This is a genomic window from Agrobacterium sp. DSM 25558 (assembly GCF_900100825.1).
In the GTDB taxonomy this organism is placed as follows: Bacteria; Pseudomonadota; Alphaproteobacteria; order Rhizobiales; family Rhizobiaceae; genus Agrobacterium.
Genome location: NZ_FMUD01000001.1, coordinates 23,079 through 48,857, shown reverse-complemented (window position 1 = coordinate 48,857; position 25,779 = coordinate 23,079). Strand labels below are relative to the sequence as shown.

The window sequence follows — 25,779 nt, the reverse complement described above, 5'->3', positions numbered from 1 at the left end:
TAAAAACTGTTAACAAACCGCCACTTGGCCAATGCTCTCTTGTGGCTTAATTGTTTAAAAGTCTCGAATGTGTCACTACGGTACTGCCGTCTCGCATGACCTCAGTCCGGTTACGTGAATTTCGGTGCGTAAATGTGATTTGTCTGGGTGCCTGAAGACCGGCTCTCAGGGAATTGGTAAGAAACGAGGCACTATATACCCGCAAGGTATCGTGTCTTGAGGCATGATGGCGGATATCCCTGAGCAGGCGGCGACGGGATGCACGGCATGAGGCCGGGCGTATATGTAACGAGGCGTAACCGCATGGCGAACAATAAGATCAGCGACTCGATTGACGAGACTGCGTTTCAGGCACTTGAAGATGCCTTGCAACTCGGCGCGTACGAAACCCAGCCGGAGCCTCGCAAGAGGTCCACTCCAAAGTCTGCGGAGGCCAGAGTGCCAGAAAAGCCAAGAGCGCCTGAAAGAGAAAAAGCACGCCCCGCAGAACCGCCACAGCAACAACGACCTGCCGCTGCCGAGCAAGCACCGAGATCGCCATCTCTCGAAGCTGCCAATGACGGCTCCAAGCGCAGCCCCGCCATGATCCTGAAATCGCTGGACGCCGGCTCCGTCACCGGTGCGCTGCGCAATGCGAGCATTGTTTCTGTTTTGTGGGCCATTGCCGGTGTCGGCCTCGCGCATGTCCTCTACGGAAACCTGCTCTGGAATGTCAGCTCCATTGCGGAGCTGTTTGCCGTTCCCGGCGTCATGGCGATCATCGTCGGCGTCATCGTTCCAATCATGCTGTTCTTCGCCTTCGCTCTTATGATGGCACGCGCCCGCGATCTGCGTAACGCTGCCCGCTCCATGGCCGAAGTCGCCCTTCGTCTTGCAGAACCGGAAACCATCGCGTCTGAACGCATAATGTCCGTCGGTCAGGCCGTTCGTCGCGAAGTGTCCGCCATGAACGATGGCATCGAGCGCACCATTGCCCGCGCAACTGAGCTCGAAACGCTAGTTCATTCCGAAGTGAACGCTCTCGAGCGCAGCTATGCCGATAATGAAACCCGCGTCCGCAGCCTCGTTGAAGAACTGAGCGCAGAGCGCGACGCCATCATCAATCACGCAGAGCGCATTCGCTCGTCCATCATGGGCGCGCAGGACCAGATCAAGGAAGAGCTCTCCATCGTCGGTGAAGAGCTTTCCATGCGTCTGGCAACCAGCGGTGAAGCCTTCGCGTCGTTGATCGACACACGGTCTGCCGCGCTGCTCGAAAAGTCGCGCGTGTCGTCGGAAGCGATGGGTAGCCTCATTGCCTCCAAGACCGACAATCTTCTCAAGGCACTAAATTCTTCCGGCGCTGCCATTTCGAACGAATTCGATCTGCGCCTGCATGATCTCAGCACGACGCTGGATGATCGCGGTCGCCTGCTTCTGGACCAGTTCGCCACACAGGCTTCCAATATCAGCACGGGCACGGAAAACCTCAACAAAACGCTTGAGGAGCGCACCCGCCTTCTCAACGATACGCTATCCAAGCGCACACTTGAACTGGGTCAGAACATTGATCGCGGCCAGGCCATCATTGGCGGCTCGCTGGATAATGTTCTAGACAAGCTGACGACCACGCTCGAAGAAAAAGGCCTGTCCTTCCGCCAGAACCTGCAAAGCTCTGCCGATGACGCGATCATGGATCTCGATCTGCGTTCAGGTCTGTTCGAAGAAAAGCTTCAGACCACGGTTGGCCTCGTCAACTCCGCCTTCGATGAGCGCGTGGCAGAGTTCACCAGCGCCTTCGACCAACGCGCAGGTAGCCTCGACAGCAAGCTGATGGAAAGCCTTGCCCGCATCAACGAAACCGTTGCGGGTGGTACCGACAGCATCGATGGCACGCTGAATTCCGGTATCGAACGCCTCAGCACCGCCCTTACCGATCAGTCCTTTGCGCTGGCGACTGCACTTGGCACAAGCCAGGAAATGCTGGAAAGCACGCTCGAAAACCACACCCGTGATCTCAGCGACGCCATCGGCGCGCGCACGGCGGAAATTACCGGCGCATTCAGCACCACTCATCAGAATATCGATGCCGTCTTCCAGGAACGCAGCAACGCCCTGTTCAGCGCGCTCTCTGCCAGCCAGGAACGTTTCGACAGCGCGCTGGCCAGCCGCACGGAAAGCATCACCGGTTCCGTCTCTGGCTCCGCCGAACATCTGGCAGCGCTGCTCGATGAGCGCGCAGCCGCCATCAACAGCATCGTCGCCGATGTCGAGCGTCGCCTGACCGAAACCCTCGACAGCCGTGCCGCTGCCATCACCGGTGCCGTTTCGGGCGTCGAGGAACGTCTGGCCGATACGCTGGATGTCCGCACAGCCGCGATCCACCACGCCGTTGCCGGTGTGGAAGACCGTATTGCTGACACGCTGGAAAGCAGAACAGCTGCTCTCGCCAATGTCGTATCGGGTGCCGAAACACGCATTGCTGAAACTCTGGATAGCCGGACCTCGGCTCTCAGCAGTGTCGTCTCCGGCGTGGAAGAACGCATCGCTGATGCCCTCGACAGCCGCACAATGGCGCTCGACATGGCATTTTCGACGGCGGAAGAACGTCTTGCCGAAACGATCGACAGCCGTACTGGCGCACTGACCAGTGCCGTTTCCGGTGTGGAAGAGCGGATCGCAGATACGCTCGATAGCCGCACCATGGCCATCGACATGGCATTCTCAAGCGCCGAAGACCGTCTGGTGGAAACGCTTGACTCCAGAGCCGCCGCACTCAACACGGTTGTGTCAGGCGTCGAAAGCCGCATCTCCGACACCATTCAAAATGGCACAACGGCACTGACAAGCGTCGTCAGCGGCGTTGAAGACCGCATTGCCGAAACGCTTGATAGCCGCACTGCCGCCCTGAGCAGCGTCGTTTCCGGTGTTGAAGAGCGGATCGCAGACACGATGGACAGCCGTACCATGGCCATCGACATGGCATTCTCCACTGCGGAGGAGCGTCTTGCCGAAACCATGGATAGCCGCACGAGCGCACTCAACAGCGTCGTTTCCGGCGTCGAAGAACGCCTTGCCGACACGCTCGACAGCCGTACAATGGCCATCGATATGGCCTTCTCGGGTGCGGAAGAGCGCATCGCAGAAACTCTGGACTCGCGCACAGCAGCACTTTCCACGGTCGTTTCCGGAGTAGAACATCGTATCGCTGAAACCTTGGACAGCAGAACAGCCGCCCTCAACAGCGTCGTTTCCGGCGTTGAAGAACGCCTTGCCGACACACTCGACAGCCGCACCATGGCCATCGACATGGCTTTCTCTGGTGCGGAAGAACGCATCGCGGAGACACTGGACTCCAGAACAGCTGCGCTCAACACCGTTGTATCAGGCGTTGAAAACCGTATTTCCGAAACGCTCGACAGCAGAACGGCAGCGCTCAACAGCGTTGTTTCCGGTGTCGAAGAGCGCATCGCAGACACGCTCGACAGCCGTACCATGGCCATCGACATGGCTTTCTCCTCTGCCGAGGAGCGTCTTGCCGAAACCATGGACAGCCGCACGATTGCGCTCACCAGTGCCGTCTCCGGCGTTGAGGGACGCATTGCCGATACGCTGGACAGTCGTACCGTTGCCCTCGCCAACGCCGTTTCCGGCGTGGAAGAACGCATCGCGGACGCACTCGACAGCCGCACCATGGCTATCGACATGGCGATATCTGGTGCTGAAGAGCGTATGACCGAAACGCTGGACAATCGCACCGCGGCTATCACCCAGTCAGTCACAGGAGCTGAACAGCGCTTGGCATCGACCGCTGCAACCATCGATGAGGCACTTTCTGTCGGTCACCTTCGTCTCGACACCATGCTCGGTGTTCAGGCCAATGCCATTACCAGAACAGTCGAGCGCAACGGCGACCTGATCGAACAGACTGTCGCCACTGCCGCGACCCGCATCGAAACCGCGATCGAAGGTGGCGCAGGCCGCTTCTCCGACACGATGGAGAGCGGTGTATCGCGCATGGAAAACAATCTGGTTTCCTCGCACGAGCAGCTTCGCACGACGCTCGACCAGCACCATGGCGCGCTGAGCGACACGCTCGGCGCTGCTCAGGACCGTATGAGCGACCTCCTGTCCGAACAGGCAATGTCCATCGGCACTACGATCGCTTCGAGCGCCAGCATGCTGGAAATGTCTCTCGAAACACAGCAGGAAGCGCTTCAGCAGACCATAGACACCAGCGGTGCCAACCTGGAAGAGCGCCTTCGCAACAGCGCCAGTGACGTCGTCCTCAAGATGGGCGATGCAGCCCGTGAGATCGGCAGTGCCGCTGATGCCCTGTCCTCGCGCGTTGAGCAGTCTGTCAGCCAGGTGTCCACGCGTCTCGATGAGACAGGTGCGCGTCTTGAGAACAATATTGGCGATTTGCAGACCCGAATCCAGACCGATCTCGGTAACGTCAACACATCCATTGAAGATGCCAGCCGCAAGATTTCCGAGACCCTGGACGGCAAGACGGAGATTTTCGTTCGTACCAGCGACGACGCAACGCAGCGTATCGCAGGCGTCTTCGACAGCGGCACAGCCCGCATCGACGAACGCCTCGGCACCATGGATCGCGCGCTGAACATCGGCCTCGAAAACGTCAACCGCACCATCGAAGGCAAAGCGACAGGCCTCGCCGTCAGCTTGCGTGACGCCGTTGTCAATGCCGCAGAAACGATGGATGGCGAAGCCAACCGTTCGGCCGAGCGTCTGGCCAAAACCGGCTCGGAATTTGCCGATCAGGTAAAGGCACGCAATGACGAATTTGCCAGTGCCATCGAGCAGCGTTCGAATGAAATCGTCGGCCGCATTTCGGATGCACAGGGACGTCTCTCCGGCCAGGCCGCAGCCGTCGCTCAAACCTTCTCGGAAGCAGGCAATGCCATCGTCAACAAGGTGGCCGAGGCCGAGGCCATCGTCCGTACGCAGGTTGGCGCTATTTCCGAAACGCTCTCCGGCGTTGAAAGCTCACTCGATGCGCGCGGCGAGTCCATTCGCTCGACGCTCGATACCCGCACCCGCGAACTCAACTCGATGCTGGCAAGCCGTTCTGCGGAACTGTCCCGCCTCATCGAAGAAAAAGCCAAGCCAATCGTCAACGAATACGCGACGATTGGTCAGAACGCCGCCGAAAAGATCGTCACAGCTGCACAGCAGAGCGCAAACCTGCTGGCCGAAAGCAACAGCGGCATGGCGCAGCTCGTGGAACAGGCCATCGGCGATTATGCCAAGGCTGGCAATGACGCAGCCGACAGGCTTGTAGAGGTCACGCGCCAGAGCACGGCTAAGCTGTCGGAAACCCACTCCGGCATGGCGAATGTCGTGTCCGACGCTGTCGACAGTCTCAACGTCGCAGTCGTTCGCGCGTCTAAGGAACTCAGTGCGGCAGACCACTCGCTCAACAATGCCGCGTCCAGCTTCTCCGAATCCGCATCCCGCGCAGCCGACATGGTTTCCAGCTCCAGCCGTTTGCTGGAAGGCAAGATCGATCGCCTGTCGAATATCTCCAGTCAGACACTGTCGCAGGTCGCAGGCATCGTTGGGCGCTTCGAAGAACATTCGACTGTTCTGTCGCAAGCCTCCGAATTGCTCAGCGCCGCCCAGACCAGCCTTGTCGGCACGCTGGACGAACGCCAGGAAGCGCTGCGGACACTCTCTGTCGGCCTCCTGACCCGCTCCGAAGAGATCGAAACCTCGATGCGCGGCGTCATGGGCGTGGTCGAGCAGACCTTGGCTGAAGCAGAACAGCGCTCAGCAAACGTTGCTGGCAACCTTCGCGAAAATCTCGGCTCCACTTTCGAGCAGATCGGCCATTCGCTGGATGAAACCGAGCAGAGAGCACAGTTGGCAGCGCAGAATATGCGTGGCGCATTGCTATCCGCCGGTCAGGATGCCAGCCGGTCGATTGAAGGAACGATGGCAAACGCGCAGAAATATTCCGACGAGCTGGTCAACCGTCTTCGCGGCGGCGTCGCCTCTTCGCTTTCGGATGTCGACAAGCTGCTTGGAAGCGCCACGGACAAATCCAGCGCGGCCGCTGCGGTCATGCGCGAAACATTGCGCGAAGCCGTCGAAGAAGCGGTCAGCCGCTTTGCCGGTGCCACGGATGAGATTCGTCGCTCCAGCTTCGATATCCGCAAGGAACTGGATTCGACCCGTGCAGAACTGAAGCGCGGTGCCTTCGACCTGCCGGAAGAAGCAAAGGAAAGTGCTGCCGCCATGCGCCGTGCGGTTTCCGAGCAGATCAAGGCATTGCAGGATATTTCTCAACTCGTCGATCGCTCCACACAACAGCTGGAAATTTCCGAACCGGCAGCCCGCGCCATCGCCGCTACCAAACCTGCCCCCGTTCAGCTGCCGCAGCAACAGCCACGCGCCGAGACGCGCGAGCAGCCAGCGCAGGTATCTGCACCGGTTATCGCGCCTGCACCTGTCGCTGCCCGCCCAGCCCCGCAGCCGCAGCCAGCAGCCCCGGTCGTTGCTTCTGCGCCCGTTATCCGCAACACGGTGCCAGTAGAAACCCGCGCCGTTCCGCCACAGGCTGGTTTTGCCGCACCTGCACAGCCCGCGAAGAAGGCGGCGGCTGGATCAGTGATCTCCTGCGGGGTGCCTCGCGTGACGGTCAGGATACGGCGGGGCAACCGGTACAGACACCGCGTGCTCCTCAAGAGCCACAGACCCGCGCCACGGATAACCGCAACCCACGCCATGTCGTGGAGTCGCTGAACTCGCTATCGGTGGATATCGCCCGCGCCATCGATCACGACGCTTCGGTGGAACTATGGGGACGCTACCAGCGCGGCGAACGCGACGTGTTCACGCGCCGCCTCTACACGCTGAAGGGCCAGCAGACGTTTGACGAGATCAAGCGAAAGTACGAGCGCGAGACGGAGTTCCGGACCGCAGTTGATCGCTACATCTCGGACTTCGAAAAGCTGCTAGCCGACGTCGCCAGAACCGATCGTGACCGCACGGTTACTCAGTCTTACCTTACCTCGGATACGGGCAAGGTCTACACCATGCTTGCCCATGCGGCAGGACGCTTCAGCTAAAAGCTGTCGCATTCGCGAAAATCAGCCCTTCCGGTTTCACCGGGAGGGCTTTTTCTTTTATGGTGAGACCGCAGGCTTGAAGAAAACCGACCCAGCTTTTATATGGGGGTTGCGAGGACGACCTCGGCCATTCAGGCTACAGCAGACGGGACGGCCCGGCTTTTTACGGGAGTACCCCATGCGCACCATCGCCGACCGTATTCGTCACGCGCTCAGCTTTGAAGTCATCGGTCTTATCCTCATCATCCCGCTGGGTGCCTTTGTTTTCGACATGCCGAGTGAAGACATTGGCGTCGTTGGCGTCGTCAGCGCCACAGTGGCAACGGCCTGGAATTATCTTTACAATCTCGGCTTCGATCACGTCATGCAGCGTGTGAGACGCACGACACAGAAAACCACAGCCATACGTGTGTTACATGCCGTACTGTTCGAGTTGGGCCTTCTGATCGTCCTCATGCCCTTCATTGCCTGGTATCTTAATGTCAGCTTCACGCATGCGCTGATCATGGACGTGTCGTTCGCACTCTTCTACGTGGTCTACGCTTTTGTTTTCAACTGGTGCTATGACAGGCTGTTTCCATTGCCAGAATGGCAGGCAGAGGAAGCAGCGAAATAGCGAGCGTCCAGAGCTTCTGAACTGCGGGGGCGGCAAAACCTCGCCACGAATCAAAACGCCGTGCGTCTTTCAACGCACGGCGTTTGTTTTTGTCTTCAAGCGCTTAGAGCGAACGCAGCGTCCAGGCGACGATCTCTCGGGATGTCGATGCGAACGCGCTGTCCAGCGCCTTGACGAAATTCGCGCTGCCAGAGCCGCTAACGCGCGCTGTTGAACGGAAGACTTCCTGGGCTTTAACGGTACCATTCTTGTCGTTCAGCAACTTCACCGATATTTCGATGGTCGCAAGGTTCTTGGCGGTATCGACTTCGAAGGCGCGGATGTCGGTCACGACCTGATAATCGATCGCCAGCCCCTGCCCCGGACGACCGACGCCGCCCAGCTTGCCGGTGTCTTCGAAAGCTTCGACCAGCTTGGACTGGACCATACGTGGCAGGCGGTCGCTCCACTGCGAATTGCCGAGATACTGCACTTCGGAGCCGGATAGCCGCACAACGATGTTCTCGCTGTCCAGCGCCTTCAGAGCGGTTGGCTCAGCGATAAGCAACTGGCGTGAGCGGAACGATGGCGTCTGCGTGACTGTGCCTGAAGATACGGACAGATCAAACGTATCGTTTTTGGCACTACCGCAACCGGCCAGCAGGCCAGCCATCAATGGCAGCATCATTACAATTTTGGTCGGGGCTGGGGCAAAACCCTGCCAGCGCATCAGCGAAACCTTCAATGTCCTACCCCCCGTCAACGCCTTGTCCGGCCGTCATACTGTTTCACGTTCTCGCCGCCGAAGATCAGGCGCTGCGGATCGCGATCGAAATTTGTGATCGTGTTGTTCAGATTGTCGACCGTCTGGCGTGTCGTCCCAATCAGCGTCTGGAGATCTTTCAGACCTGAACTTGAGAACCGTGCCAGATTGTCGGCGATAGGACCAACGCGCATGTTGATATTGTCAGCAACGGCCTTGAAGGACGCCAATGTTTCACGCGCCTTTGAGAAAAGCGAATTCGCATCATCGGTTCCCAACAGACCATCAACTTTCGCAAGAATACCATCGACGCGGGTGGAAGCCGCATTCAGCTTGCGCGACATATCGGTGAAATCAGCGATTGCCTGGTCGATATCCGGGCGCCGTGTTCCGACATCATCCGCAATCTGACGGAAGGTCGAGATCGCCTGGCGAACATCGGACGTTGCCGCAGCTACGTCTTCCACGGCGTTGCTGACCTTGCCTGCATCAACCGACGCAAGCAACTGGTCCGCGCGCTTCACGACAGTCTGAACTTCGGAACTCGCCTGCTCGAAATTGCGCGACGTGCGCTGGACAGTTGCCACAACGTCCTGGATACCACCCGAGGATTCGGCAACATCAGACGTCACCTTGTCGACATTGGTCAGGATTGAATCGATCTTTTCCGCATCCACGGACTTCACCAGTCCCTCGACTGCCGTCAGCGTGCCGTCCAGACGAACGGAAACGGATTGCACCGTTGTCGAAAGAGAGCTCAGGCTTTCCAGAAAGTTTTCGATACCGTCGGAATTCGACGCCAGCGCATCTGAGAACTTCTCGGCGTTACGAACAGTCTGGGTCAACGGCCCACGCGCGTCCTGCACAAAGCCCTGAAGCTCTCCGATGGCACCATCGGCGCGTTTCAATATCTTGTCGGCCGTTGCCAGAAGGTTGGTGACGCTGGAAAGATCGGCCGTCAATTCCGCAGGGACACCGGTGTCGAACGCCTTTTGCAAAATGCGCTCTTCATTGTTGCGACCACCGGAAAGCTCGATATAGGCAGCGCCCGTCAGGCCCTGAATTTCCAACACCGCACGCGTAGACGGAAACACAGGGGCATCGGCCTGCACTTCGGTAAATGCAATAGAATAGGCCGGGTCATCACGGTCGATTGAAAGACCGCGCACGGTACCAACGGGAATGCCGTTGAAGCGTACTGGAGAGCCGACCGAAAGCCCGTTTGCGGAGCCCGGAATGCGGATCGTCAGCTGTGAGGTCGGTCCACCGCGCCCGAATTCGGCCATCCAGTAGACGAAACCGAAAGCGGCAGCGATCACGATCAGCGTGAAAATTCCCACAATGGTGTAGTTTGCCTTGGTTTCCATGACTTACCCGTCACTCCCCGGAATGTGTTGCGTGCCGTCTGGAAGGACGACGGCGCGTGCCCGCTTTCCGCGGAAATATGATTGAACCCAAGGATCGTCGCTTTCGAACATTTCCTCGAGCGTGCCTTCAACGGCAACTTTGTTGTTGCCCAGAACGGCGATGCGGTCACAGACCGAAAACAGACTGTCGAGATCGTGCGTCACCATATAGACGGTCAGACCCAGCGAATCGCGTAGACGTGCGATCAGCATATCAAATTCCGCGGCACCGATGGGATCGAGACCCGATGTCGGCTCGTCCAGAAAAACAAGATCAGGATCGAGAGACAATGCCCGGGCCAAGGCTGCGCGCTTGATCATGCCGCCCGACAGTTCGGACGGATACTTGTCAGCGGCATCTGCTGCCAGGCCAACCATCTCGATCTTCAAAGCGGCGAGTTCATCCATCAACGACTGCGGAAGATCGAGATATTCGCGCATCGGCAGCTGAATGTTCTCCTTCACCGTCAGGCCGGAAAACAGCGCACCCTGCTGGAACAGCACACCAAGGCGGGTGTCGAGCCCCATGCGCTCTTCGTCCGTCGCCTTGTCATAATCGGTTCCGAGAATCTTGATCGTGCCGCCCTGGCGGGGAAGCAGGCGCAAGATTGCGCGCATCAGCACGGACTTTCCAGCACCCGAAGGACCGATGAAGCCAAGAATTTCACCGCGGTAGACATCGAGATCGAGATTGTCGAGAACAACCTTGTCCCCGAACGCGACGGTCGCGCCTTCAACCGAGAGGACGACCTCACGATCCTTGTTTTTGCTTTTCGTTGTTTGCTGATCCTGCAACAGCCTCTCCTTAAAAATCGATGGCTGCATAGAAGATGGCGAAGACGCCATCGACCAGGATCACGACAAAAATGGATTTCACCACTGAAGATGTGACGTGCTGACCGAGAGATTCGGCACTACCGCCCACCTTCATGCCCTCGACCGCCGCCACGATGCCGATAATCAGCGCCATGAAGGGTGCTTTGATCATGCCGGACGCGATGGTGGAAATTTCCACGGCGGAATGCAGACGGGCGAGGAAGACCTCGAATGTGATGCCGGAATAGAGCAGCGATACCACGGCAGCCCCGAACAGCGCGGCAAAGTTTGCGATAATGGTCAGAAGCGGCAACGCAATCGTCAGCGCTACGAGGCGCGGAAACACCAGTACACCAACAGGGTTGAGGCCGATGACCTTCAGCGCGTCGATTTCCTCGCGCATTTTCATCGAGCCGATTTCGGCGGTGATCGCACTTCCCGAACGGCCAGCGATCATGATGGCGGTCAACAGCACGCCGATTTCACGCAATTGCAAAATGCCGACAAGGTCGACCACGAAGACCTCAGCACCGAAATACCGCAGCTGGAACGCACCCTGCTGGGCAATGATCGCGCCGATCAGAAACGACATCAGCAAAATGATAGGAACGGCACGAACGCCCATATGGTCGATCTGGTTGACGATGGCCGCTGGCGAAACGCCGCGCCCTCGCCCCAGCTTCATCTGCGCACCACGCACGGCGGAGCCCAGAATATACATGCCTGCCAAAAAATCCGCGCCTGCCTGAACGACATTCTTGCCGACAGGCGAGAAGATGCGTTCGCTCAGACTGTGTTTGGTCGTGTCTTTCGGTGGCAGAGGCGCTTCGTCCGGCAGAGAAGTTATGATCCCCTCAACCTGCTCATTGCCCTCGAATGCCACCTGCCCACCGGCTTTTTCGAGCCTGTGACGCATGCGCTGCAACAGCCACGCGCCTGTCGTATCGATGTTGTCGACACCAGACAGATCGACCATGATCGAACCGTTGGCACCGGATTTCTCGATTTTTTCAATGTCGCCGAGAACCGAACTGACGTTGGCATTGCGCCATGAGCCCGTCAGAACGTAACGCGCAGAGCCGCCCTTCGCGTCGTTATCGGCCGATATCGCTGCCGGTTGCGCCGGTTGCCGTACTTCAGGTTCTTGCATCTTGCTCCAAGCGAATGCAGCTTATTAAAGATTCCGTAACGATTCATATCGATTGACGGATCACCAAGCCACAGACATCCGGCTCGATTCCGTAGATTTATTGTCAGTTACCGTGTTTTACATCCAACTAAAGGGTAATTTCGATGGGCCGTTACCTCGAAGCCACAGCTGAAGTCTTCCCGGTTGCGGGCAGCTTCACCATTTCCCGCGGAAGCCGCACGGAAGTGGTGGTCGTCGCCTGCTCGATTACCGAAAATGGCGTCAGAGGTGTCGGTGAATGCGTGCCTTACACCCGTTATGGCGAATCAATCGACGGCGTTCTGGCAGACATACGCGCAGTGTCGAACGCTGTATCTAATGGAATCGACCGGTCGCAATTGCAGCACCTGATGAAGCCAGGTGCTGCCCGCAACGCGGTCGATTGCGCGTTGTGGGATCTGGAGGCGAAGCTTTCAGGCACAAGCGTCGCGTCCAAGGTTCTGGCAGTGCCACCCAAGCCTATCGTCACCGCCTATACGATTTCTTTGGGCGAGCCTGACGTCATGGCTGCCAAAGCTGCCGAGAACGCCAAGCGTCCCCTTCTGAAGATCAAGACAGGTACGCAAGACGATGAAGCGCGCCTGCGCGCCGTTCGTGCTGCTGCACCACAGGCAACCATTATCGTCGATGCCAACGAAGGTTGGACGGACCAGAACATCGAGCATCATTTCGCCGTGGCGAAAGAGCTGAACATCGCCCTGATCGAACAACCCTTGCCCGTCGGCAAGGATGCCATTCTGGCGCGCATCAAAAGACCGGTCGCAATCTGCGCCGATGAAAGCGTGCATCTGACAGCCGATCTTGCTGCATTACGAGACCGTTACGACGCCATCAACATCAAGCTGGACAAGACCGGCGGCTTGACGGAGGCACTCGTCATGAAACAGGAAGCGGAGCGGCTGGGCTATACCATCATGGTGGGCTGCATGCTCGGCACCTCGCTTGGCATGGCACCCGCGATGATGCTGGCGCAGGATACCGCCTATGCCGATCTCGACGGACCGCTATTGCTCGCGCGGGACCGAGTTCCGGGCCTGCGGTATGAAGGATCGCTCGTTCACCCGCCAGAGCCGGAACTATGGGGCTGAAAAATCAGGCCGCCTGCCTACTGAGCAATCCAGCGATATTCACCGGTTCGAGTTCACGCACCGAAGTCTCGACCTGATCGTCGGACTTCATCCATGTGATCAGCTCGAAGGTTCCGTCGGCATTTTCGGCAACCGCCGTGCAGCTTTCCACCCAGTCACCGGTATTGATGTAGCGGATGCCGTCCATGTCCTCCATGACAGCATGATGAATGTGGCCACAGATGACACCATCGACATTGTTGCGGCGCGCTTCATCCGCCACCACACGCTGGAACTCACCAATGAAGTTGACGGCGTGCTTCACCTGCAGCTTTGCCCAGGCAGAAAACGACCAGTAGGGCAAACCGATGCGGCGGCGAACGGCAGCCAGCAGCACGTTGATGGCAATTGCCGCATCATAAGCCCAGTCACCGAGATAGGCGAGAAGACGGGCGTTGCGAACCACGACGTCGAACTCGTCACCGTGGATGACAAGATATTTCTTGCCGTCGGCCGCTTCATGGATCATCCGCTCTGCCACTTCGATACCGCCGAAGTGCGTGCCCGGGAACTCCCGCAGGAATTCGTCGTGGTTGCCGGGTATGTAGACGATGCGTGTACCCTTGCGGGCTTTGCGCAGCAGCTTCTGAACCACATCGTTGCAGCCTTGCGGCCAGTACCAGTTACGGCGCAGGCGCCAGCCATCGATGATATCGCCAACGAGGATAATCGTATCGGCTTCATGGTAGCGCAGGAAATCCAGAAGGAAATCCGTCTTGGCCGCTTTGGAGCCAAGATGCACGTCGGAAATGAAAAGTGTTCTGAACTGTCTGGCTTCGGTTTGCGCGGCCATGGAATTCTTCCCCCTTGTCTCGGCAACTTTCATCCTCTGCAAAACCAGACTCGTGTTTCAGCAAGATGACAGCGAGCCGTTTCTGAAGGAAACTCTCGTTTTAAGCAGTATCGAAAGTACCGATTTTGAGCTGCGCAGGTAAAATAAACGGCTGTACGCACCTGCCGATTGTTGTATGCAAAGGCCTCCAATAAACTTGAAATAAGCGGTGATAGAATGAGTTCTCAGGACACGGGCAAGACGCAAGACAAAAACGCCAATGCGGATCTGGAAGAACAGGCACTTTTCTACCACCGCTATCCGCGCCCCGGAAAACTGGAAATTCAGGCATCCAAACCTCTTGGAAACCAGCGCGATCTGGCGCTGGCTTATTCCCCTGGTGTTGCTGCCCCCTGCCTCGCCATTCATGAAAACCCGGAAATGGCCGCTGAATATACCGCGAGGGCTAATCTGGTTGCCGTCATTTCCAACGGCACTGCCGTTCTTGGCCTTGGCAATATCGGCCCTCTCGCCTCCAAGCCTGTCATGGAAGGCAAAGCGGTGCTGTTCAAGAAATTCGCTGGCATCGACGTTTTCGATATCGAAATCGATGCCCCCGGCATCAACGACATGGTCTCCACCATCTCGGCACTGGAGCCGACCTTCGGCGGCATCAACCTTGAAGACATCAAGGCACCGGAATGTTTCGAAGTGGAGCGCCAGCTTCGCGAAAAGATGAACATTCCCGTGTTCCACGACGACCAGCATGGCACCGCCATCATCGTCGCCGCTGCCGTCACCAATGCGCTGGAGCTTGCTGGCAAATCGCTGTCCAACGTCAAGATCGTTGCATCAGGCGCAGGTGCCGCAGCGCTTGCCTGCCTTAACCTGCTCGTCGTTCTCGGTGCCAAGCGCGAAAACATCTGGGTCCACGATATCGAAGGCCTCGTTTATGATGGCCGCAACAGCCTGATGGACGAGTGGAAGGAAGTTTACGCGCAAAAGACGGACAAGCGCGCCCTGAACGAAACCATCGATGGTGCCGATGTCTTCCTCGGCCTGTCCGCTGCGGGTGTGCTGAAGCCTGAACTTCTGGCCCGCATGGCAGAAAAGCCGCTCATTCTGGCGCTGGCAAACCCCAATCCTGAAATCATGCCGGAACTGGCCCGTCAGGCCCGCCCGGACGCTATGATCTGCACGGGCCGTTCCGACTTCCCGAACCAGGTCAACAACGTGCTGTGCTTCCCCTATATTTTCAGGGGCGCACTGGATTGCGGCGCAACCACCATCAATGAAGAAATGAAGATGGCCGCCGTTCACGCCATTGCAGAATTGGCGCGTGAGGAAGTCTCCGAAGTCGCGGCAAAAGCCTATAGCGAAGAGACGCCCGTCTTCGGCCCCAATTATCTCATCCCGTCGCCATTCGACCCGCGTCTCATTCTGCGCATTGCGCCAGCCGTTGCGCGCGCCGCTGCCGCAAGCGGCGTGGCCGCTCGCCCGATTACCGATTTCGATGCCTATCTCGACCAGTTGAACCGCTTCGTCTGGCGCTCCGGCTTCATCATGAAGCCGATCTTCAACCTGGCAAAGACGGCGGAAAAGAAGCGTATCATCTTTGCCGAAGGCGAAGATGAGCGCGTGCTTCGCGCAGCACAGGTGCTGCTGGAAGAAGGCACTGGCGTTCCAATCCTCATCGGCCGTCCGCAGATCATCGAGACCCGCTTGAAGCGGTTCGGCCTTCGCATTCGCCCGAATGCAGATTTTGCCGTGGTCAATCCCGAGGATGATCCGCGCTACCGTGAATATGTCGATGACTACTTCGCGCTCGTCGGCCGCGCCGGTATCAACCCGGAAGCAGCCCGCACCATCGTGCGCACCAACAGCACCGTCATCGGCGCGTTGTCCGTCAAGCGTGGTGAAGCAGATGCCCTGATCTGCGGTCTCGAAGGTCGCTTCGACCGCCATCTGCGCGACGTGAACCAGATCATCGGCAAACGCGAGGGTGCCCACACATTCGGCGGCCTCAGCTTGCTGATTACCCAGCAAGGCGCGATCTTCCTGACCGACACCTTCGTCAATTACGAGCCGACGGCGGAAGATCTGGCCGAACTTGCGATACTGGCCTCTAAGGAAATCAAGCGTTTCGGTATCACGCCAAAGATCGCTCTGGTCAGCCATTCGAATTTCGGTTCGCGCGATTCGGAGAGCGCCCGCAAGATGCGCCGTGCGCTTCAGATCGTGCGTGGTGCCGCACCGGAACTGGAAATCGATGGCGAAATGCAGGGTGGCTCTGCCCTGTCTGAAATCCTGCGCAAGCGCGCCATGCCCAACAGCGCCTTGTCGGGCGAAGCCAATCTTCTGGTGTTCCCGAACCTCGATTCGGCCAACATCACGCTCGGCGTTGTCCGCACCATGACCGAAGGCCTGCATGTCGGCCCAATCCTGCTCGGCTCGGCCCTGCCCGTCCACATCCTGTCACCAACGGTGACATCGCGTGGCGTGGTCAACATGGCAGCCCTTGCAACGGTTCAGGCTTCACACCCTTCGGTGTAAGGCCGGGTTAACGTAATTTTGAACTGGCCCTTGCCGCTTTGCGGCACGGGCTTATGTTATCCTGAACGCATAGACATGCTTCGCATCCCGCGGACGATGATCAACAGGATATGACCTGCATGATGGCAGGGCAGGAAACGGACGGACCATTGATCCCGCGCCGCCGCCGTTTGATCGGCACATTTATCACTCTCATGCTGGCAGCGCCCCTGTCGGCGCAGGCCAGTGCCGTCTGTGACGGGCTGCGCCAGCAGCTCACCCAGCCAACCCGCATGATCGGCAACACCGCCGAGGTGCGGCGATACGCCAATGCGCTAGCGCAACAGAATATTCTCATTCGCCGGATCAAGAACGATATGCGCGGCTACGGCTGCTCCTCGGGCAGCGTCATCGTCTATGGCAATCCCAATGCTGAGCTCTGCGGCGAAATCGGCGATGCGCTGGTTCAGGCTGAATCCGATCGCGACATGATTTCGGAAGATCGAGACCGCATGCTGGCCTCGCAGCGCGATGATAATGCACAGGACAACCACGAACGCATCATGGCGGCACTGGATGCGCAAGGTTGCTTCGATGAGCAACCACCATCCTTCACCTCGACTGACCCATCGCAAGATCAGAATATGGGCGGGACGGCGGATCCCTTCGATAACCCAGACAATCAGGACTACCGCCCCTCGCCCGATATGCCCATGCAAGGTGGCCTCAGAACTCTCTGCGTGAGAACCTGCGACGGCGCGTTCTTCCCGATTTCCTCGAATGCTACGCCGCTGGATTTCCGCGCTCAGGCCGCTCAATGCGAGCGCATGTGCCCTGGCACCCAGACCGAACTGTTCTACCATTCGCTTGAAGGCCAGGAAAGTTCGGACATGGTATCCGCCAAAACCGGCCAACCCTACGCCTCCATGCCAACAGCCTTTGCCTACCGCAACAGCCCAAGCACCAGCCGCCCGCCATCCTGCAGCTGCAACATGGCCGCCTATCACGACGAGATGAAAAAGCAGGAAGATCAGGCAAAAGCACCACAATCCACCCCGTCACAGGACATGTCGAGCATCACGACTATTACGTCACCGAAGAGTGACACAATACCGAAACCCGCAGACATCAAGCCTGCGGAGCCGAAACCGGTGGAGAAGGCAGAGCCTGTTCCTGAGCGGGATTACGATCCCAACAATAGCAAGGTCCGCATCGTCGGCCCGCAGTTCCTGCCCGCCGAAACGAGCCGCATCGATCTGAAAAATCCGGCTTTGAAGGGCGCACAGCCGCAGCAACAGTAGAACATCGTCCGTAAGGGTGAGGCGGTTTTACGGGAATGCACACTCCTACCTCTCCTCATCCCTGTGCTTATCACAGGGATCCAGCTAACGCGCGTCTGCGCGGCGAAAGACCCTGTTCAACCCAAGGACTTGGGCTGACTGGATTCCTGTGACAAGCACAGGAATGAGGCGGCCATGACATCAGAAACACCGCAGAATATCTTACCGTGTACCCCAACGATCCCGAAACACGAGCTCTTCCAACGGCAGCCTCTGCCGCCATCCTTTGACCGCTAGTTCCGGTTCGCCATAGAGCATATCGACCTTGCCGACGCACAGCCACGCAACGATCTCGATGTACTCGGGAATGGCGAGGATATCCCGGATATCGGTGTCGTGGAAAATGCTGACCCACCCGACGCCGATGCCTTCGGCCCTCGCCGCCAGCCACAGATTCTGTATGGCGCAGACGGTGGAGTAGACATCCATGCGCGGATTGTGGGTTCGCCCCAGCACCACATCGCCGCCCCGCGTCGGGTCGCAGGTCACGCAGATCGATAGCGGTGCCTTGCGGATGCCTTCGAGTTTCAGGCTGCGGTAAAGAACCTGCTGGTCCTCCCCGAACATGTCCGCCGCCTCCGCATTGGCGCGGGAAAATGCCTCCCACGCGCCCTGCCTCACAGCTTCATCGGTCACGAGTGTAAAATTCCATGGCTGCATGAAGCCGACAGACGGCGCCGCATGGGCAGCCCTCAGAAGCTTTTCTACCAGCGCATCGGACAAGGGCTCGGCCAGAAACTGGTCCCGCACGTCGCGGCGGGTTTCGATGGCGCGGTAGACGGCGCTCTTATGGTCGTCAGAAAATTCATGCGCTGGCACAAGCCCACGCTGTAGGTCATCAGGTCGCATCGTCAATCCCCAACAATGCCGAGGCCGGAGACGTGTGCGCCCAGCATCTCGAAAAACCTTGCGCTGTCCATGCGGTCGGTCCATTGCATCAGGCCGGTCTTCTGACTTGGCTTCGCTCGCATGTTGCCGCCTTCCCGATTTCTCAGTGGCCTATGGCAACACGCGTCCACCTTACAGCGTTGGGCACGTCGCGGAATTTCACCGCGTTCCCGATTCTCCCGCCGCAAGGCAGGCACCTGATACAGGCGTTATCGCGAGGCAAACGCGAAGAAGCAAGACAATCCCGTGTCATTTGCCAATTGATACCGGAACCCTCCACCCCGTTACCGCATTCTCCCTGCACAATGGAGGACACATGATGGACAATTATGCCGAACTTCGCCAACGCATCGGACAGGATCTCGATACGCTGAAGAAAACCGAGAACCCAAAATCCATTTTTGAAATCGCAGAAGACTACATGTTGGGCGACCCGGCCCTGAAGCGACAGCTCGTAGAAGACATCATCAAGGAAGAGGCCGACAAGCGAAGCATTGAAATCCATTGATCCAGACCAGATATCTGACCATACTTATTCAATGAAAAGATGCGGGTGATACCATCGCTGTGAATGCCACCGTCGCTATTGCGATTCTTATCGTGCTCGCCATCGTCGCGGGTATGGCATTGGCTACGCGTCATCGTGACAAAATCATCATCAAGATCGCATCGGCTGCTCTGCCCAAAGAAGATGACAAAACACCGCTGGATCGCCATTGGGCAGACATTCATCGTGATCACGCCGAGCCCAACGCCCTCTCCCTAATTCAGTCGAATGTCGGCGCTTTTGCCGCAAGGGTCGGCTCAGCGCGAGCGGCTGGGCGTAGTCTCGACCTCATGTACTACATGTGGAATGCTGATCTGACCGGCCAGCTCGTCATGCGTGAGGTGATAGCGGCTGCCGACCGCGGCGTACGAGTGCGCTTGCTGCTGGATGATCTTGGCGTGTCCATCTCCGACCGTGCCTTCCATGCCATAGATAGCCATCCCGATATCGAACTGCGCCTGTTCAACCCTACCAAGGCGCGTGAGAACGTCTTCAGGCGCGGCATAGAGATGGTGTTCCGGTTTCGCAGCGTGAACCGGCGTATGCACAACAAGGCGTGGATCGCGGATGGCCGGGTTCTGATCGTCGGCGGGCGCAACGTCGGCGACGCCTATTTCGACGCTGCGGAACAGGCGAATTTCCGGGATTTCGATGTCATCGCCTACGGTCAATGTGTGGCGGAAGCTGAGGAGATTTTCGACGATTACTGGAACAGCGCCGTCGCCGTTCCCGTCAAGTCGCTGCTGTCTCGCAGGCCCAGCAAGCTTACAAAACTTCGCCGCCGTATGGACTTTCTGGCCTCCGGCGAAGCGGCACGGCCCTATCTCGAGCAGGTGGAAAGCCAGCATTACTCTGGCCAATTCCTGATGTCGGACAATCTTCACTGGGTCGAAAGCGCCCAAGTGGTAGCAGATCCACCGGAAAAGGCGGCAGGAAAGCGCAGGAGCGGTCATAATTTTCTGATGGAAACCCTGCTTCCCATCATGGAAGACGCAAAGCGACAGCTCAAGATCACCTCGCCCTACTTCATTCCTGGCCAGAAAGGCGTCGAAACGCTTTCGCGTTTGTCTGCGGAGGGCGTATCCGTCAACGTCCTCACGAATTCCCTGGCCGCGACCGATGTGGCCGCAGTTCACGCCGGGTACTCGCGTTATCGCAGACCGTTGCTGGTCAATAATGTGAAGATTCATGAGTTGCGCTCGCTTGCAGACCAGCACAAATCCTTCTCGCTGAGAGGCTCAGGCCAAGCGAGCCTGCACACCAAGGCCTTCACACGAGATGGGGAAATTGGTTTTATCGGTTCGCTGAACTTCGATCCGCGCTCCATGTCGTTGAACACAGAGATGGGCGTCCTGTTTTCATCGCCTGGCCTCGTCACAGCGATGGACGACATCTTTGCGGACGAAATCAGCCGACAAATGAGTTTCGAACTGACGCTGAACGAGCGGCGGCGTTTGGTATGGACAGGGTTGGTGAAAGGCGAACCACGCCATTATACACACGAACCCTATGCCAGCTTTAGTCGCCGTGCACTGGTAATCGCGATGGGATTGCTGCCTCTGGAATCGCAGCTTTGATGTTTTTGCAGAAAAAGCGACTGCTGAACTGATCCAATCGGCTGCTCACGCATTTCAGAAAGAGTTGAAATGCAGGAGAAGCCCATGTTTATCGCCCCGCCAGAGCCGACCGCCAGCCGCAAGATTGCGGAAATGTATCGCGGTGCCAAGGACACTTACGGATATCTCCCGAATATGTATCTTGCATTCGGCCACCGCCCCGAGGTGATGGAAAGCTGGAGCGCGCTTCTCGTCAGCCTGCGCGGCAATATCGAGCCTAGACGTTATGAACTGGTAACGCTTGCTGCAGCGCGCGAACTTCGCTCGTCCTACTGCATGCTGGCCCATGGCGCTGTGCTGGTGCGGGACGGCGTATCTGGTAACGAACTGGAAGCCATCGTTGAGGGTGCGGATGATGCGCCTTTGAACGAGCAGGAACGCGCCATCATGATCTTCGCGACCAAAGTGGTGCGAGACGCGACCTCAATCACGCAAGCTGACATCGACGCGTTGAAAACCCACGCTCTGACCGATGCGGAAATTTTCGATATCGTGGCAGCGGCTGCCGCCCGTTGCTTCTTTTCCAAAACGCTCGACGCGCTCGGCACGTCGCCCGACCAGACCTATGTGGAGAAGCTGGGTCCAGACCTTGCGCAAAAGCTGGCCATGGGTCGCCCTGTAGAACAAGAAGCCTGACGGCGAATGAGGATGATGGCGGCGGCATCAAGAGAACGCCACCGCCTCATCAATGTTAAGCGGCGGCCTTGCTGGCGACCAATTTGGCCGCTTGAATCTGCACCAGCGTGTCTAGGTTCTGATTAACACGGCAGTAAAATTCTTCATCAATGAAGGGTCGCAACATGAAGTCGTTGCCGCCAGCCTTCAGGAATCGCGCCGACAGAAGGCGGTTGGTCGAAGACGAGACACCGATGATACGCAGTTCATGTGAACCGCGCATGGTGCGAATCCGGCGCGTCAACTCGAAGCCATCGATGTCAGGCATGTTGTAGTCAGTCACGACAAGACCGATATCACGATTGTTCTTGAGAATATCAAGCGCCTTTGCGCCATTATCGGCAAGGCTGACGCGGAAATTGTAGCGCTTCAGACGGCTGGAGAGCAGTGCACGCGCGGTCGGGCTGTCATCCACGATCAGCACATGGTGGCGGTGGTTGGTCAGGAAGCGGCAGACCGATTCCGTCAGCATATCCACAGCAAACACGTTATCCTTGAGAATATAGTCGACCACTTCCTTGGTGATCAGCTTCTCGCGCGTGTCTTCATGGAACGTGCTGGTAAAGACGATCGTAGGAATGGAGAGATCGACGAGATATTCCAGCGCTTCACCATTTTCTGCACCGGGAAGATTGATGTTGGAGATGGCCAATGTCACCTCTTCCGAGGAACGCTCGTAGCATTCCTGCAACTCCTCGAAATTGCGGCAGACTTCGACAGACAGTCCAAGCAACTCCTTGAGACGAGCGCCGATCATCTGGGTAAAGACGTTCGAGTCTTCGGCCAGCAATATTCTTATGTCGTGAAATGGCACGCCAGAATACTGCATGCCCGTAATTCCCAGAAAATTCATAGTGCCCCCAAATACCCCATAAAGCTTTGAGAGCGACTATAACCGCTGATATTTTCAGAATAATTAATTGAGAAAACAGTGTATGAACTATGGTTACTTATTCGCAAACCACAATCTTGCTCCGCAATGCGAAGCAAATCACACTGTCATCATTCGCAACGTATCTACGACCTTCGTAAAGTCATAGGGCTTGGGAAAAAACACGCTGCGTTCCGGCAAGACGTCTTCTGACGGGTTCTGGTGCCCGGACGTCAGCACGATGCCTAATGGGGTGTGAGCCCTGTAGGCCCAATTTGCCAGTCCGACGCCATTCATGCTTCCGGGCATGTCGATGTCCGTGAACAGCACGTCGATATCTGGACGGCTGTCGAGAATTTCCATTGCCTCATCGGCACCGCAAGCCTCTATGGCGTCAAAACCTGCATCTTCTACGAGATCGACCGCCATCATGCGTAAGAGAGGGTCGTCTTCAACGACGAGGACCACTTGTCTGGCGTATGCGTTGCGTTGTCCCATGACTGGTTACCTGCTTTTACATCCAAGCGTCGTGTTTGTGAAAACTTTTGACCTTGGATTGAACAACGCCACGCAGCCATGCAAGTTCCTTTCTCGCGAGTGGAATCAGCACTTCTCCACGGGATAAATGAGAATCGCATATGAACCTGTCATTCGTTTTGCAAAGGAAGAACGCTCACACAGAACGGGTTAGGCCACCATCCACCCGCAGGTTCTGGCCGGTAATATAACCGGCCCCTTCAGACGCCAGAAATGCGACGGTTGCCGCGATTTCCTCGCTTTTGCCGTAACGTTGCATCGGTACCATGTCGCGGCGAGCGTCCGTTGCAGGCAGGCTGTCTATCCAGCCCGGCAGAACATTGTTCATGCGCACATTGTCTGGCGCGTAGGTATCCGAGAAAATCTTGGTGTAGGCGGCGAGCCCCGCCCTAAATACGGCAGAGGTCGGAAACATCTCGCTTGGCTCGAACGCCCAGGCGGTGGAAATATTGATGATGGCACCGGATTTTTGCGACACCATCGTCGGTGTTATGATCCGTGTCGGGCGGATGACGTTCAGCAGATACACATCGAGACCCGTGTGCCATTGCTCGTCGGTTATCTCTAGAATCTGCGCGCGCGGGCCGTGACCGGCGCTATTGACCAGCACGTCGATCCGGCCGAACTTTTCGAGCGTCAGATCGGCAAGTCTCTGGAGATCGTCAACGGATTGGTTAGAACCTGTCACACCGATGCCGCCAAGCTCTGCGGCCAGCGCCTCACCCTTGCCGGAGGATGACAGGATCGCCACCTTATAGCCATCTGCGGCCAGACGTTTTGCCACCGCAGCGCCCATGCCGCTTCCACCCGCCGTCACCACTGCTACTTTTTCTGTCGACATCGTTTTGCTCCCATGATGCTTGAAGTTCGAACCTAACCGGTTTCATGGGCAAGTTCGAACCAAAATCATTGATGGAAGATGACAGCTTTATTTCAGCCAGCCGCCGATCCGGCCGACCGCCTCGGCAATATCGGACACGGAACCGGCATAGGAAAACCGCAGCGCGCGGTGACCCTCCAACGGGTCGAAATCCAGCCCCGGCGTCGCCGCAACATCGATTTCCGCCAGCATCCGCTTGGCAAAATCCATGCTGTCATTCGAATAGCGACTGGTATCCACATAAGCGTAAAACGCGCCGTCCATGGGTGACGCCAAAGGCAGCCCCATTTCAGGGAGGCGGCTCATCAGAAAATCGCGGTTGGTGCGGTAGCTTTCCTTGTAGACATCGAGTTCGTCTTCTGCGGAAAAGGCTGCCTTGGCGGCAAGCTGCGAAAGCTCAGGCGCTGAAATATACAGGCTCTGCGCAAGACATTCGACCGGTCGTATCAGCATTTCAGGCAGCACCATCCAGCCTATGCGCCAGCCAGTCATGCAATAATACTTCGAAAACGAATTGATAACGACGACGTTCTCGCTGATTTCGGCGGCACTCGTCTCCTCGCCGACGAATGTCAGCCCGTGATAGATTTCGTCCGAAATGAACGCGATGTTGCGGCTGTCGCAATAATTCACCAGCCGCTTCAGCGCTTCGCGACCCGTCACCGTACCCGTCGGGTTGGCGGGACTTGCCAGAAGCACGCCCTTCAACTTGCGCCCGGCTTTGGTCTCTGCGCGCTCAAGGCTTGCAGGCGTGAGCGTATATCCGGTTTCCGCAGTAACCGGCACCTCCACGACGTGAAGACCGAGCGCCTTCAAAATATTGCGGTATGCCGGATATCCAGGCCGTGCAATCGCCACGGCATCGCCGGGATCGAACAGAGCAAGGAATGCCAGATTGAAGGCCGCCGAAGACCCCGTCGTCACCGCAATGCGGGCGGGATCGATGATAGTACCGTGGCGAAGGCGGTAACTGGAGGCAATGGCTTCCCGCAGATCACGCAGGCCCAGCGCATCGGTGTAGCCGACACGTCCGTGTCTCAGTGCTTCGTTGGCCGCATCCAGAGCCGCCTTGGGCGCGGGGTGCGACGGCTGGCCCACAGCCATGGATATCACCGGTCGTCCCGCTTGTCTCAGACGGTTTGCTTCTGCCAAAATATCCATCGCATGGAATGGCTCGACCGCGCTTCGCTTGGACAACGTTATCAAAAGCATGCTCTTTCTATCAAACTGTCGGAGATTTGCCGTATTATTGCGGTTTTCACAATGGCGAGATCGCAATCGGCAAACTTATTATGCGATATGGCAATCGCATTAAATTAGGGTAATTGCGTGGGACAACGGAATCACCACTCTGCAACAAAACAATGAGGACCGACATGGCACTTTCCCTTAAATCCACGGCTTTTTCCTGCCTGACGGCCCTATCCACGGTTTTCGTGTCCCTGCCCGCCCATGCACTGGATGACCAGCAGAAAAAAGAATTCGGCGCTTTCATCAAGGAGTACCTAATCGAGAACCCGGAGATCATGCTTGAGGTTCAGGAAGCCCTGGAGCGCAAGCAATATGACACGCGCAATGCCAAGGCCGCCGAGGCAGTAGCGGACAACCAGAAAACCATCTTCCAGTCCAAATACGATCTGTCGCTGGGCAACCCGAATGGTGATGTGACGCTGGTCGAGTTCTTCGACTACAACTGCGGCTATTGCAAACGCGCCATGAGCGACGTCGACGCCATCTTGAAAACCGACAAAAACGTCCGCTTCGTTCTGAAGGAGTTCCCGATTCTCGGGCCGGAATCACTCGAGGCCCATAAGGTTTCCAATGCCGTCAAACTCCTGGCACCTGAAAAATATCCGGAATTCCAGCGCACACTGCTGGGAAGCACGGGCCGCGCCAACGAGGCAAGCGCCATCGAAGTCGCAGAATCGTTAGGAATCAAGGAAGCCGATATTCGCAAATCCATGGCTGCGAACCCCAACGACGCCCAGGTCAAGGAAGCCTACCAGCTCGCCACCAACCTCGGCATCACCGGCACCCCCTCATACGTCATAGGCAACGAAGCCATTTTCGGCGCAGTCGGCACAACCCCGCTAAAGGAGAAGATCGCCAACATGCGCGCCTGCGGTAAGGCGACTTGCTCGTAATGACATGC

Annotated in this window: 20 protein-coding genes and 1 riboswitch; of the genes, 10 read left to right on the top strand and 10 right to left on the bottom strand. The window is 57.5% G+C overall.

Annotated elements, in window-relative coordinates:
- Positions 1 to 303 precede the first annotated feature (303 nt).
- From DSM25558_RS00225 to DSM25558_RS00220, 3 genes are all read left to right on the top strand, one after another.
- A complete protein-coding gene (locus DSM25558_RS00225; protein WP_371479214.1) occupies positions 304 to 6,747 on the top strand; it encodes an apolipoprotein A-IV repeat region-like domain-containing protein in 6,444 nt (2,147 codons plus the stop codon).
- The gene (locus tag DSM25558_RS29745; RefSeq protein ID WP_371479212.1) at positions 6,735 to 7,073 is read left to right on the top strand and encodes a hypothetical protein; all 339 of its coding nucleotides are present in this window, start codon (positions 6,735 to 6,737) and stop codon (positions 7,071 to 7,073) included. The genes DSM25558_RS00225 and DSM25558_RS29745 overlap by 13 nt, the downstream gene beginning before the upstream one ends.
- 178 nt (positions 7,074 to 7,251) lie before the next feature.
- Positions 7,252 to 7,689, top strand: coding sequence for a PACE efflux transporter (locus tag DSM25558_RS00220; RefSeq protein WP_077100670.1), 438 nt, complete (start codon positions 7,252 to 7,254; stop codon positions 7,687 to 7,689).
- 103 nt (positions 7,690 to 7,792) lie between these two features.
- Here DSM25558_RS00220 and DSM25558_RS00215 read toward each other — a convergent pair whose 3' ends face one another.
- From DSM25558_RS00215 to DSM25558_RS00200, 4 genes are all read right to left on the bottom strand, one after another.
- Positions 7,793 to 8,356 (bottom strand): ABC-type transport auxiliary lipoprotein family protein, encoded by a 564-nt coding sequence (locus DSM25558_RS00215; RefSeq protein ID WP_371479339.1) that lies wholly within the window; start codon positions 8,354 to 8,356, stop codon positions 7,793 to 7,795.
- 71 nt (positions 8,357 to 8,427) lie between these two features.
- Positions 8,428 to 9,798 (bottom strand): MlaD family protein, encoded by a 1,371-nt coding sequence (locus DSM25558_RS00210; protein WP_077100666.1) that lies wholly within the window; start codon positions 9,796 to 9,798, stop codon positions 8,428 to 8,430.
- Positions 9,799 to 9,801: 3 nt separating this feature from the next.
- On the bottom strand, positions 9,802 to 10,662 hold the full coding sequence (locus DSM25558_RS00205; protein ID WP_077100664.1) for an ABC transporter ATP-binding protein: 861 nt from the start codon (positions 10,660 to 10,662) through the stop codon (positions 9,802 to 9,804).
- Positions 10,643 to 11,803 carry an ABC transporter permease gene (locus DSM25558_RS00200; RefSeq protein ID WP_077100662.1) on the bottom strand — a complete coding sequence of 387 codons (1,161 nt, stop codon included), beginning with the start codon at positions 11,801 to 11,803 and terminating at the stop codon, positions 10,643 to 10,645. Before DSM25558_RS00200 ends, DSM25558_RS00205 begins: the two co-directional genes overlap by 20 nt.
- A 143-nt stretch (positions 11,804 to 11,946) precedes the next feature.
- Here DSM25558_RS00200 and dgcA point away from each other — a divergent pair, with 143 nt between their 5' ends.
- Entirely contained in the window at positions 11,947 to 12,930 is a 984-nt protein-coding gene (gene dgcA, locus DSM25558_RS00195; protein ID WP_077100660.1) for an N-acetyl-D-Glu racemase DgcA, read from the top strand.
- Positions 12,931 to 12,934: 4 nt separating this feature from the next.
- Here the strand turns inward: dgcA and DSM25558_RS00190 are convergent, their stop codons facing one another.
- Entirely contained in the window at positions 12,935 to 13,762 is an 828-nt protein-coding gene (locus DSM25558_RS00190; protein WP_077100658.1) for a UDP-2,3-diacylglucosamine diphosphatase, read from the bottom strand.
- Between the two features lie 216 nt (positions 13,763 to 13,978).
- Here DSM25558_RS00190 and DSM25558_RS00185 point away from each other — a divergent pair, with 216 nt between their 5' ends.
- Complete coding sequence (locus tag DSM25558_RS00185) at positions 13,979 to 16,294, top strand: NADP-dependent malic enzyme (RefSeq protein ID WP_077100656.1); 2,316 nt, start codon at positions 13,979 to 13,981, stop codon at positions 16,292 to 16,294.
- 119 nt (positions 16,295 to 16,413) lie between these two features.
- Positions 16,414 to 17,574 (top strand): DUF2865 domain-containing protein, encoded by a 1,161-nt coding sequence (locus tag DSM25558_RS00180; protein ID WP_244554080.1) that lies wholly within the window; start codon positions 16,414 to 16,416, stop codon positions 17,572 to 17,574.
- Positions 17,575 to 17,775: 201 nt separating this feature from the next.
- Here the strand turns inward: DSM25558_RS00180 and bluB are convergent, their stop codons facing one another.
- Positions 17,776 to 18,462 (bottom strand): 5,6-dimethylbenzimidazole synthase, encoded by a 687-nt coding sequence (gene bluB, locus DSM25558_RS00175; protein WP_077100643.1) that lies wholly within the window; start codon positions 18,460 to 18,462, stop codon positions 17,776 to 17,778.
- A 73-nt stretch (positions 18,463 to 18,535) separates the two neighbouring features.
- Positions 18,536 to 18,717: riboswitch (cobalamin riboswitch) on the bottom strand.
- 100 nt (positions 18,718 to 18,817) lie between these two features.
- Here bluB and DSM25558_RS00170 point away from each other — a divergent pair.
- The 3 genes from DSM25558_RS00170 (at position 18,818) to DSM25558_RS00160 (ending at position 21,300) form a co-directional block, all read left to right on the top strand.
- Positions 18,818 to 19,009 (top strand): hypothetical protein, encoded by a 192-nt coding sequence (locus DSM25558_RS00170; protein WP_244554079.1) that lies wholly within the window; start codon positions 18,818 to 18,820, stop codon positions 19,007 to 19,009.
- A 113-nt stretch (positions 19,010 to 19,122) separates the two neighbouring features.
- Positions 19,123 to 20,625 (top strand): phospholipase D family protein, encoded by a 1,503-nt coding sequence (locus DSM25558_RS00165; RefSeq protein WP_077101400.1) that lies wholly within the window; start codon positions 19,123 to 19,125, stop codon positions 20,623 to 20,625.
- Positions 20,626 to 20,709: 84 nt separating this feature from the next.
- Positions 20,710 to 21,300, top strand: a complete 591-nt coding sequence (locus DSM25558_RS00160; protein ID WP_077100641.1) for a carboxymuconolactone decarboxylase family protein — start codon at positions 20,710 to 20,712, stop codon at positions 21,298 to 21,300.
- Between the two features lie 55 nt (positions 21,301 to 21,355).
- On the opposite strand, the gene DSM25558_RS00155 is transcribed toward DSM25558_RS00160, so the two are convergent.
- The 4 genes from DSM25558_RS00155 to DSM25558_RS00140 form a co-directional block, all read right to left on the bottom strand.
- Positions 21,356 to 22,192, bottom strand: coding sequence for a response regulator (locus DSM25558_RS00155; protein WP_077100639.1), 837 nt, complete (start codon positions 22,190 to 22,192; stop codon positions 21,356 to 21,358).
- A gap of 138 nt (positions 22,193 to 22,330) precedes the next feature.
- Positions 22,331 to 22,708 (bottom strand): response regulator, encoded by a 378-nt coding sequence (locus DSM25558_RS00150; RefSeq protein WP_077100637.1) that lies wholly within the window; start codon positions 22,706 to 22,708, stop codon positions 22,331 to 22,333.
- Positions 22,709 to 22,883: 175 nt separating this feature from the next.
- On the bottom strand, positions 22,884 to 23,588 hold the full coding sequence (locus tag DSM25558_RS00145; protein WP_077100635.1) for an SDR family oxidoreductase: 705 nt from the start codon (positions 23,586 to 23,588) through the stop codon (positions 22,884 to 22,886).
- 87 nt (positions 23,589 to 23,675) lie between these two features.
- Complete coding sequence (locus DSM25558_RS00140; RefSeq protein WP_200800711.1) at positions 23,676 to 24,833, bottom strand: pyridoxal phosphate-dependent aminotransferase; 1,158 nt, start codon at positions 24,831 to 24,833, stop codon at positions 23,676 to 23,678.
- Between the two features lie 170 nt (positions 24,834 to 25,003).
- Between DSM25558_RS00140 and DSM25558_RS00135 the strand changes: the two genes are divergently transcribed.
- Positions 25,004 to 25,771: a DsbA family protein gene (locus DSM25558_RS00135; RefSeq protein WP_077100631.1), complete on the top strand. Its 768-nt coding sequence runs from the start codon at positions 25,004 to 25,006 to the stop codon at positions 25,769 to 25,771.
- Positions 25,772 to 25,779 lie beyond the last annotated feature (8 nt).

Coding starts and splice junctions, on each gene's coding strand:
- DSM25558_RS00155 (WP_077100639.1), bottom strand. CDS start 22,192: ATGAATTTTCTGGGAATTACGGGCATGCAGTATTCTGGCGTGCCATTT.
- DSM25558_RS00210 (WP_077100666.1), bottom strand. CDS start 9,798: ATGGAAACCAAGGCAAACTACACCATTGTGGGAATTTTCACGCTGATC.
- DSM25558_RS00185 (WP_077100656.1), top strand. CDS start 13,979: ATGAGTTCTCAGGACACGGGCAAGACGCAAGACAAAAACGCCAATGCG.
- DSM25558_RS00145 (WP_077100635.1), bottom strand. CDS start 23,588: ATGTCGACAGAAAAAGTAGCAGTGGTGACGGCGGGTGGAAGCGGCATG.
- DSM25558_RS00190 (WP_077100658.1), bottom strand. CDS start 13,762: ATGGCCGCGCAAACCGAAGCCAGACAGTTCAGAACACTTTTCATTTCC.
- DSM25558_RS00135 (WP_077100631.1), top strand. CDS start 25,004: ATGGCACTTTCCCTTAAATCCACGGCTTTTTCCTGCCTGACGGCCCTA.
- DSM25558_RS00220 (WP_077100670.1), top strand. CDS start 7,252: ATGCGCACCATCGCCGACCGTATTCGTCACGCGCTCAGCTTTGAAGTC.
- DSM25558_RS00205 (WP_077100664.1), bottom strand. CDS start 10,662: ATGCAGCCATCGATTTTTAAGGAGAGGCTGTTGCAGGATCAGCAAACA.
- DSM25558_RS00150 (WP_077100637.1), bottom strand. CDS start 22,708: ATGGGACAACGCAACGCATACGCCAGACAAGTGGTCCTCGTCGTTGAA.
- DSM25558_RS00170 (WP_244554079.1), top strand. CDS start 18,818: ATGATGGACAATTATGCCGAACTTCGCCAACGCATCGGACAGGATCTC.
- DSM25558_RS00165 (WP_077101400.1), top strand. CDS start 19,123: ATGGCATTGGCTACGCGTCATCGTGACAAAATCATCATCAAGATCGCA.
- dgcA (WP_077100660.1), top strand. CDS start 11,947: ATGGGCCGTTACCTCGAAGCCACAGCTGAAGTCTTCCCGGTTGCGGGC.
- DSM25558_RS00180 (WP_244554080.1), top strand. CDS start 16,414: ATGATGGCAGGGCAGGAAACGGACGGACCATTGATCCCGCGCCGCCGC.
- bluB (WP_077100643.1), bottom strand. CDS start 18,462: ATGCGACCTGATGACCTACAGCGTGGGCTTGTGCCAGCGCATGAATTT.
- DSM25558_RS00160 (WP_077100641.1), top strand. CDS start 20,710: ATGTTTATCGCCCCGCCAGAGCCGACCGCCAGCCGCAAGATTGCGGAA.
- DSM25558_RS00215 (WP_371479339.1), bottom strand. CDS start 8,356: ATGATGCTGCCATTGATGGCTGGCCTGCTGGCCGGTTGCGGTAGTGCC.
- DSM25558_RS00200 (WP_077100662.1), bottom strand. CDS start 11,803: ATGCAAGAACCTGAAGTACGGCAACCGGCGCAACCGGCAGCGATATCG.
- DSM25558_RS00225 (WP_371479214.1), top strand. CDS start 304: ATGGCGAACAATAAGATCAGCGACTCGATTGACGAGACTGCGTTTCAG.